6 protein-coding genes and 1 pseudogene are annotated in these 10,061 nt (G+C 40.7%); 6 read left to right on the plus strand and 1 reads right to left on the minus strand.

The window, feature by feature from the left end; genetic code table 11:
• Positions 1 to 720, minus strand: a pseudogene (locus GNE10_RS26080) (ATP-dependent helicase); the annotation flags it as partial.
• A 155-nt stretch (positions 721 to 875) separates the two neighbouring features.
• Between GNE10_RS26080 and GNE10_RS26085 the strand changes: the two are divergent.
• The 6 genes from GNE10_RS26085 to GNE10_RS26110 all read left to right on the plus strand — a co-directional run bounded on the left by GNE10_RS26085 (position 876) and on the right by GNE10_RS26110 (position 9,999).
• Positions 876 to 1,439: a GNAT family N-acetyltransferase gene (locus GNE10_RS26085; protein ID WP_185568077.1), complete on the plus strand. Its 564-nt coding sequence runs from the start codon at positions 876 to 878 to the stop codon at positions 1,437 to 1,439.
• A 130-nt stretch (positions 1,440 to 1,569) separates the two neighbouring features.
• Entirely contained in the window at positions 1,570 to 3,726 is a 2,157-nt protein-coding gene (locus tag GNE10_RS26090) for a polyribonucleotide nucleotidyltransferase (RefSeq protein ID WP_185568080.1), read from the plus strand.
• A 949-nt stretch (positions 3,727 to 4,675) separates the two neighbouring features.
• The gene (egtD, locus tag GNE10_RS26095) at positions 4,676 to 5,662 is read left to right on the plus strand and encodes an L-histidine N(alpha)-methyltransferase (protein ID WP_185568083.1); all 987 of its coding nucleotides are present in this window, start codon (positions 4,676 to 4,678) and stop codon (positions 5,660 to 5,662) included.
• A 170-nt stretch (positions 5,663 to 5,832) separates the two neighbouring features.
• Positions 5,833 to 7,170, plus strand: coding sequence for a 5-histidylcysteine sulfoxide synthase (gene ovoA, locus GNE10_RS26100; RefSeq protein ID WP_185568087.1), 1,338 nt, complete (start codon positions 5,833 to 5,835; stop codon positions 7,168 to 7,170).
• A gap of 305 nt (positions 7,171 to 7,475) precedes the next feature.
• Positions 7,476 to 9,023, plus strand: a complete 1,548-nt coding sequence (locus tag GNE10_RS26105) for a radical SAM protein (RefSeq protein WP_185568090.1) — start codon at positions 7,476 to 7,478, stop codon at positions 9,021 to 9,023.
• Between the two features lie 481 nt (positions 9,024 to 9,504).
• Positions 9,505 to 9,999 carry a DUF427 domain-containing protein gene (locus GNE10_RS26110; RefSeq protein WP_185568093.1) on the plus strand — a complete coding sequence of 165 codons (495 nt, stop codon included), beginning with the start codon at positions 9,505 to 9,507 and terminating at the stop codon, positions 9,997 to 9,999.
• The last annotated feature ends 62 nt before the right edge of the window (positions 10,000 to 10,061 follow it).

Here is a 10,061-nt window from a genome sequence, read left to right on the forward strand (position 1 = left end):
CCCCAATCCCTCTTGATATGTGCGACAAACCAAGGGCATGTTTGCAGAAAATTTTTCTAGGCGAGTGCCGTCTACAGCACTGTCTAAGAGTACTTGCCACTTAGCAAGTGTAGAACCATCGGATTGGCGTTTAATAGTTGGTAAAAACTTACACCGAGAAATTAAATCAAGACTCCAACGGGCAACCTGCGACCAAAAGCGTAAATCTCCCCCCAATAAGGCATCTTCCCCTTTAGTTGCATTTAGAGGTACAGCAGCCAGAAATTTTACTGCTTGGGCGGGATTAAGACAAAAACCTTCTACTCGCCAGGGTTGTAAGTATTGTGGTGAATCTGTTTCTAGTCCAAAACTAGCAGAATGGACTGGGAAAATTGCTGGTTTTTCTCGATCGCTCTTTTGTGATATGTCTGATATATAAGTTGGTAGGGCAATTATCTCCAAGTGAGTCGGCAAAGTCATCTCGCTGGTACTAGCTGCTTTGCGCGTCCGCCCGGTGCTAGCTACAGCAACTTGGGGTTGCTGGATAAAGTTGGCAATTGGTATATTTTGGGAACCCAGCCACTCGCTTAACTCAAGCAAAGTCATCGCCAATGGATGTAATGGTATTTCTAGAGAATCGTTTAACGCCAAATTTACTCGTGGCGATCGCCAAGTTTCTCCCCAAATAAATAAACAACCATTTTGATTTTTTAGTAACCAATTACCGTGTAAAATTGCCATTTTTAATTACTCAAATTCTTGTCAAATTCAATAATTTCAATTTTTAAGATTTCATTTTCTACATTTTAACTAGATTTATTGATTATTTAATATATTGTATTATTTTACAATTATTATATAGTGGTAATTCATGGCTAAATTGAGACGTTATAATAATGGATTTTCCAATTGTTAAAAATGTAAAATCTGGGATAAAATACGAAGTAGATTATATGCATCCTCAAGAAGAGGAAGCAGTAAGAGCATTATTAAATAGTGTAATTGTTGAAGGTAAAACTTATCCTCAAAAGCAACCTCTATCTCAAGCAGAATTTTCAAGTTACTGGTTAAGCAAGGATGCCTTTGTTGTTAGGGCATCAGCTGTAGATAGTACACAAAAACCAAAAGAAATATTAGGAGCATTTTATTTAAAGCCAAACTTTCCCGGTCGGTGTAGCCATATTTGCAATGCTGGTTTTATTGTACAAGCTAGATTGCGGGGTCAGGGTATAGGGCGGTTCATGGGAGAGTCAATGCTCAAGATTGCAGCAAGCCTGGGCTACGAAGCAGTAATGTTCAATTTGGTCTTTGAAACTAATATAGCTTCAATTAGACTTTGGCAGTCGTTAGGATTTGAGGTTATTGGGCGAATTCCCGGTGCTGCCAAGCTAGAAAATCAGCAAGTGGTAGACGCACTGATGTTGTATCGTGGTTTAGATTTGTTGACGGTTGACGGTTAACAGTCATCTGTCATATGTCATCTGTCAACAGTCATCAGTTAACTTTGTACACACCAGAAGTCAGCCCTAGTGCATAAATGTTAGGATTGCCACAGAAAGAGAATAGCGAAAGAGAAGGAAAAAAAACTGAATGGCTGAAGTTGATAAGTCAATATCCTTCGATGGACGGGATATTCGACTGAAAGTAGGCTTACTAGCTCCCCAGGCTGGTGGGTCGGTTTTGATAGAATCAGGGGATACAGCTGTTTTAGTGACGGCTACGCGATCGCAAGCCAGAGAAGGCATTGATTTTCTTCCCCTGACAGTAGATTACGAAGAAAGACTGTATGCTGCTGGTAGAATTCCCGGCGGAATTATGCGACGGGAAGGTCGCCCACCAGAAAAAACTATTCTGACCAGTCGTTTAATAGACCGTCCTCTGCGTCCTTTGTTTCCTTCGTGGTTACGGGATGACTTGCAAATTGTGGCCCTAACACTGTCGATGGACGAGTTAGTTCCACCCGATGTGTTAGCAGTTACAGGTGCTTCAATTGCCACTTTGATTGCTCAGATTCCTTTTAACGGCCCAATGGCAGCGGTGCGGGTTGGCTTAGTAGGTGATGATTTTATCATTAATCCTACTTATGCGGAAATTGAAGCTGGAGATTTGGATCTGATAGTAGCAGGTTCGCCCCACGGCGTGATCATGGTTGAGGCGGGAGCTAATCAATTGCCAGAACGAGATATTATCGAGGCAATTGACTTTGGTTATGAAGCGGTGCGGGACTTAATCAAAGCCCAACAAGATTTAGTTGCAGAACTTGGTTTACAACTAGTCCAAGAAGCACCACCAGAAGTAGACGCAACGCTGGAAAATTATATCCGCGATCGCGCCAACGACGAAATTAAAAAAATCCTGTCGCAATTTGATTTGGGTAAAACCGAACGTGATGCCGCTTTAGATGTCGTCAAGGAAAAAATTGAAACTGCGATCGCCGAACTGCCAGAAGAAGACCCAATTCGAGTGGCTGCAACTACAAACTCCAAGGCAGTTGGTAACACATTTAAAGACATTACCAAATACTTCATGCGTCGGCAAATCATCGAAGATAACGTCCGCGTTGATGGTCGTAAACTCGATGAAGTCCGTCCGGTTTCTTGTCAAGTAGACTTGTTACCAAAGCGAGTCCACGGCAGTGGTTTATTTAATCGGGGTTTAACCCAGGTCTTATCTGCCTGCACTTTGGGTACACCCGGAGATGCCCAAAGTCTCAATGATGATTTGCAAACCGACCAATCCAAACGTTACATCCACCATTACAACTTCCCCCCCTTCTCAGTGGGAGAAACCAAACCCTTACGTGCGCCTGGAAGAAGAGAAATCGGTCACGGAGCTTTAGCAGAGCGATCGCTGTTGCCTGTGCTACCATCAAAAGAACAATTCCCTTACGTCATTCGCGTTGTATCGGAAGTACTTTCTTCCAACGGTTCCACCTCGATGGGTTCTGTGTGCGGTTCCACCCTCGCTTTGATGGATGCTGGCGTACCACTTCTCAAACCCGTTAGTGGTGCAGCAATGGGTTTGATCAAGGAAGGAGATGAAGTGCGTGTCTTGACTGACATTCAAGGCATTGAAGACTTTTTGGGCGATATGGACTTTAAAGTTGCTGGGACGGATACTGGCATTACCGCCTTGCAAATGGATATGAAAATCTCCGGTCTGTCTTTAGACGTTATTGCCCAAGCCGTCCACCAAGCCAAATCAGCCCGATTGCACATTTTGGAAAAAATGCTCGCTTGCATTAGCGAACCGCGTACCGAAACTTCTCCTTATGCCCCACGTCTGCTAACAATCAAAATTGATTCAGACATGATTGGTCTGGTCATAGGCCCTGGAGGCAAGACAATTAAGGGAATCACAGAGGAGACTGGTGCAAAAATTGACATCGAAGACGATGGCACCGTGACAATTTCCGCTGTGGATGAAAGCAAAGCGAAGAAAGCACGTAGTATTATTCAAGGCATGACCCGCAAACTCCACGAAGGGGATGTCTACGTAGGGCGCGTAACTCGGATTATACCAATAGGTGCATTTGTTGAATTCCTGCCAGGAAAAGAGGGCATGATTCACATTTCTCAACTAGCTGATTACCGCGTTGGCAAAGTTGAGGATGAAGTCGCAGTGGGCGATGAAGTGATTATCAAAGTGCGCGAAATTGATAATAAAGGTCGGATTAATCTCACACGCTTGGGTATCCACCCAGATCAAGCAGCAGCAGCAAGGGAAGCTGCGGCGCTAAATCGTTAAATCGATTTGGGATTTTAGATTCGAGCAATCTAAAATCCGCGATGCCTACTGTAGAGGCATCGCCGTATGCTTCTCTCAATTAATTACACAGAATTGATTGCAGACACTAAGTAGCTAAGCATAAATAAATTAAAACTTTGTATTGCAAGCAAATAGGGAACTGTTAACGGGCAACAGTTAATACCATTTCATATCGTGTTTGATTAAAGACTTATCATTTACACCGCAGAAGAGCAGAGGGAAAGAGGCTTTTGGGGTTTTACTAAAAGATGGGTTAAAAATAAGCGATTAACCAAACACGATATCAGGGAATTTGTCCAAAAAATTTTTGTATTTTAATACTACTTATAATTCAAAACCAAAGAAGCAGTTTTGGTTTGGGCATCGCCACTTGACGTACAATTTTTTTGATGAATCGAACTGTAACTGAAACAGCACGAATAAACGTAACTTCTGAAAATTATCATTTGTAATTTACTATCTTTCATAAATTTAGTTTGGAAAAAGACTAAGTTTGAATAATATAGTTTTGTTTATTCTTACCCATTTACTATTTTTTTAATTTCTCTGGATAAATAAAAATTGTTGTTGTGTCTGGCTTTCTGAATGGGTGAATTTTGCAGAAAGTTTAGTAGCTAGCTTTTGGAATCTGTGTTGGCCAAGTAGTATCCGCCACAGACGCCTTCAGAGCGGCTTTTCTCAGCTTTCCATAACCTCTTGTATTTAAAACTAACACTTGCGAAGGATGAATTTATTCTCTAATGTACAGCGATGAAAGAGGATTATTAGTTAATAGCTAAATTATTCAAATGAGAGACATACCACAGTATTCCGACTGATTTTTAGTAGATAGAAAGAAATTATTAATTTATTTCAAAATCACGCTTGCTATTCAATTTTAAATCTGTAATATTGAAGAATTAAATCAAGAAATCAACACATTCAGATAATGCTAACAAAATCTCTAAAAATTTTGAATGACCATTATCAAGCTCTGACTAACGAAGGGCAAGATATCATTCAAGGATTAACTCGAACACCGAAAAGTATACCTCCAAAATATTTTTACGACGATCGCGGTTCAGAATTATTTGAACAAATATGTGAATTACCAGAATATTACCCCACCCGAACAGAAGCATGGATTTTGCAGCAATATGCAGATGAAATAGCTCAAATCACAGGTGCTTGTGAACTTGTAGAATTAGGCAGTGGTAGTTCTACGAAAACTCTGTTTTTGTTAGATGCTTACCAAAAAATTACCAATTATTGTAGATATATACCCATTGATGTTAGTCGTGGTATCCTACAATCTAGCGTACTCAAGCTGCAACAGAAATATCCAAACTTTTTTATTGAAGGTTTAATTGGAACCTACGAACAAGCCTTAGCAAAACTGAAATCAACTTTTGCCGCATCACGAATGATTTTTTTCTTGGGCAGTTCTCTAGGGAATTTTAACCCACAAGAATGTGATAATTTTTTAAAAAAAATTTCTCAAACTTTACAACCAGGAGATTACTTTCTGTTGGGGATTGATTTACAAAAACCCAAGGAAATTTTAGAGCCGGCTTATAACGATAGTCAAGGAATAACAGCTGCTTTTAACTTGAATATGCTGTCTCATTTAAATTGGCGTTTTCAAGGTAATTTTGACCTTAGTTTATTCACTCATCAAGCTATTTATAACCAAACTGATACTCAAATTGAGATGTATCTGCATTGCCAAAAGAGTCATCAGGTATCTTTAGCAGCATTGAATTTACAAGTTTCCTTTGCACAGGGAGAAAGCATTCTCACGGAAATTTCGCGCAAGTTTGATTTAGCAATGATGCAAGAACAACTAAAGATGCACAGACTAAAGACACTGAAGACTTGGACAGATCCGCAACGATGGTTCGGGTTAATTCTTTGTCAAGCGGAAATTGATGTTTAAAAAACGAGTGGGAAGTAAGGAATAGTGGACATCAGCCCAAAACCCTGATGTGGAGAGGCGAAAAATTGCGTTTTCACAACCGAACTATCCCCAAAAATATCGACATGCTACCCTTAGCTTGCTTCTTTGTAGGAGTACGCAAAATTTAAAATTCAAAATTCTTTGATAGTATGAGTAGTCTACAATCTACTAAGCCTCCAAAACTGGATAATTGTAATTCTCAAGACATCCTCAATTACTTTGAGAATGCTTGGCAACTAGAAGATACCTTAATGGAAAGTGTGGTTGGAGAAGATACATTTTATATCAATCCCGACCCGTTGAGAAATCCACTGATTTTTTATCTGGGACATTCGGCCGTTTTCTACATCAATAAATTAATTCGTGTGGGTTTGCTAGAAAAACGTCTGAATCCAGAGTATGAAATTTTATTTGAAATTGGAGTCGATCCAGAGAAACCAGAGGAATTGAATGCAGCGATCGCTCATTTGAATTGGCCGTCAGTCGCCGAAACTTGGGAGTATCGAAACCAAGCATATTCCATCATTTCCCAAGTAATTAAAACAACCCCAATTACTTTACCAATTCATCCCCATCATCCCCTTTGGGCGTTAATGATGGCAATTGAACACCAGCGAATTCACATTGAAACTTCTTCGATGTTGATTCGCCAACTAGCAATTGAAAAACTTAAACGTCCTGTAAACTGGAAATACGCTCCTTTTAATGGTTACACTCCTGAAAATGAAACAATCGAAGTTTCTGGAGGAGTAGTCAAACTGGGCAAAGCCTTTGACGATGGTACTTATGGATGGGATATTGATTATGGCGATCGCACTGTTGAAGTTGAATCATTTTTCGCCAGTAAATATCTAATTACCAACGCCGAATTTATTTATTTTGTTAAGGCTGGTGGTTACGAAAACCAAGAGTTTTGGGATAAAGAATCTTGGGATTGGAAAACTCAAAATAACATTAAACATCCCAAATTTTGGTTACCTGAAAAAGGCAATTACAAATATCGAGCTATGTTTGATGAAATGGAACTACCTTTAGATTGGCCAGTGGAAGTCAATCACTATGAAGCAATGGCTTATTGTCGTTGGCAAGGTGAAAATACTCGCTTAATGAGCGAAGCAGAATATCATTTAGCAACATACGGCAATAATTTACCAGAAGATACAGGCAATTACAATCTCAATTTAAAATTTGGTTCGCCTAGTCCTGTTGGCATGTTAGAAACAGCCAAAAGTTACTCTGGATTGTACGATTTGCGAGGCAATGTTTGGGAATGGTTGAGCGATAATTTAAATCCTCTTCCAGGATATAAACCTCATTATCTCTACGAAGATAATTCCGCTATCTTCTTTGACACCAAACATTATATGATGTTAGGAGGATGTTGGATAACTAACGGTACAGAAGCTTTAAAATATTATCGCAATTGGTTCCGCCCCAATTTTTATCAACACGCAGGTTTTAGGACTGTTCAAAATATCAAAAATTAACAGCAACATGATGTTTTACACAAATTCTTTGTGCAGAATATTCATGGTTCAGGCATAGCAGTTTTTACCAAAGACGGCGAAAAAGCCCATTCCTTCTAGAAATGGGATGAATCGTTGTTCGCCGTCTTAGTCATTAGTTATTAGTCATTAGTAGTTATACGCGATTTTTAGTGTTTAATAATACTAATGACCAATGACTCGAAATCCTCGCCGCGTAAAGCCGGGGGATGAGTTAAATTTTCCATTTCTCCCTATAATGCTCAGACTCAATCTTTAACAATGTCAAATCTTAACAGGAGATACTTATGACATTAGTAGCAAAGAAAGTTTCGACAATTGGACTTGTAGAAGTACCTGCTTTGGGATTATACGACCCAGACGGAAACAATTGGACTGCCTTATACAGACGCAACACTTTACTCAGCAAGCAGGTTTTAATGTCCGATTTGCAAGCGGGCGGTTTTGATGCTCAATTGGTCAACCTCAAAGCTGGCGATTGTCGAGAACCCTTTGGAGAAATCACATGGAAAGGCATGAATCTCACCAAAGCTTATGTTGGGCAGAGGATTTCTGATATTGACCCTGAAGCTTATGATGCTTGGGGGGTAACAGTAAACTACACCCAAGAACGGCAAGTGACTTGTATGACCATCGCTCATCTTGCCAGTAAAGGTAAGCCAGTGGTGGTTGGTGGTTCCGATGCCATTGCTGAACCCCGCCATTACCTCGACGCAGGGGCAACAGCTATAGTCATAGATAAATCTGGTGCAGCCAATTGGCCGATTTTTGATTACGTACTCGGCAAAACTCCACGAGAAAAGCTCACTGGCGTAATTTTAGCTGATGGTACTTATTATCCAACCCGCACTAAAGCTATGAGTCCAGATGAGTGGGCATTACCATCAGTGGAAGTAGCCAAGCAATGTTTAGGTACAGAATATTCAGAAGAACCTTTTATACAAGAACTCGTACCTATAGGCTCTGTATATCCTGACATTGGATGCGATCGCAAATGTGACTTTTGCCAGACTCCAACTTACACATCAGGTTATCGGCGGATGTCACCCCAAACTACCCTCAATTGGATTGCTCGTCAGAAGGAAGCAGGGGCAAGTTGTACAGTTATGGGTTCCGATCAATTTCTCGGTCGGGTGTTGTTTCCAGGGGGGCGAGAAGAGGTTTTGGAAATTACCAAAGGCGCAAGAGAGATGGGAATGCCGCTTTTGTGGCCTAATGGTTTGGAACTGAGGAAAGCAACCTTGGGAAGGGGACGCAACTACGACCATACAGACCTCACACCGGACGAAGAACTCATAGAAGCACTTTGGGGATGGGATGGCAAAGTTGGTGGCTTTTTGGGTTACATTCCTGCTGAACGTCCGGTTTTTGGTACACAATCTTATAGCAAGCTACTTCCTTGGCAACAGCATTGTGAAATGATGCGAGCGATCGTCAGAGTAGGTCTTCCCGTGATTGTCTATGGTCTAATCATTGGCTTTCCCGATGACACCCACGAAAGTTTACTCCGCCTCGAAGAAGCAGTCTCAGAACTGCATCGACAACTAAGAGAAATTAATCCCGATTTGGAATTTCAAGTCGCCTCCTATGCCATTTCTCCCATACCAGGAACGCCCCAAGGGGAAAACATCCGGAAATCAGGACTGTTGCGCTTTGACGATCCCTCCATTGTTGGCGGGTTATGGACACCGAGTTGTGACACCCACCACCTCAGCTACGAAGATATTTCTGATTGGCAGTTTCGTTTAACTAGAATTGGTAAAGCCGAGTCTAAATTGATTAATTATCATGGAGGACTTACAAAGATGTCTGCTGATAGTAAATCAAGTAATTAGAATTAACAGGGAACGGGGACTGTCTATGACAGGAGATTTCAGCTACCGTCAAGACTTACCACCTATAGGCGGGGGACTCAAACCCATCGAAACCGACTTTCCTGTTGCCCGTTAAAAGTTCCCTGTTAAGAGTCTCTACGACCAGTGGTCTGTCCCATTAGTTCTGATAGGTGAACTTATTCTTAATTTTTCTTTCTTTCTTTCTTTCTTTCTTTCTTTCTTTCTTTGCGCTCTTTGCGTCCTTTGCGGTTCGTTTATTAACCTATCAAAATTAATGACATAGACTATTAGTGGTCTGTCTCATTAGTTCTGAGGGTTTTAAGGAACAAACCGCAAAGTACGCAAAGTACGCAAAGAAAGAGGAAGAAGAAAAGAAGTTAAAAAGTTAATTCACTCAGCAAAATTAATGCGATGAACCATTAGTTCTCCGAATCAAACCGGATTCCTATATCATTCCGATTAAAAATAGTAAAAACCAATGATGAAACCAAGTCCTATTCCTCCACAACCCGGTCAAGAATCAGTTTGGAATTATCCGCGTCCGGCTGTTTTAGAAGACACTAATAAACATTTGCGGGTGATTTGTAATGGGATTGTTTTGGCGGAAACTAACAAAGGTAAAAGAGTTTTAGAAACCAGCCATCCTCCTACCTATTACTTTCCCCCCGAAGACATTAAACTAGAACATTTAATTGAAACACCAAAAAAAGGCTTGTGTGAATGGAAAGGTCGCTATGAATATTATGATGTCAAAGTTGGTGAGAAGTATTTAAAATATGCAGCTTGGCGATATTTTGACCCCACTCCTGATTTTGTTCCCATTGCAAAATACTATGGTTTTATTGCCAATTTAATGGATGCTTGTTATGTCAATGATGAGCTTGTAACGCCTCAACCGGGTGATTTTTACGGGGGATGGATTACTGCTGATATTGTCGGCCCATTTAAAGGTAGTCCCGGAACAATGTGGTGGTAATCGCAATACAAGCCTTAAAAATAACGTGAGTTCGACGGATAGAAAAAGGAGGAAGGGGGAAG

The organism is Nostoc sp. 2RC, assembly GCF_014222165.1.
Lineage (GTDB): Bacteria > Cyanobacteriota > Cyanobacteriia > Cyanobacteriales > Nostocaceae > Nostoc > Nostoc linckia.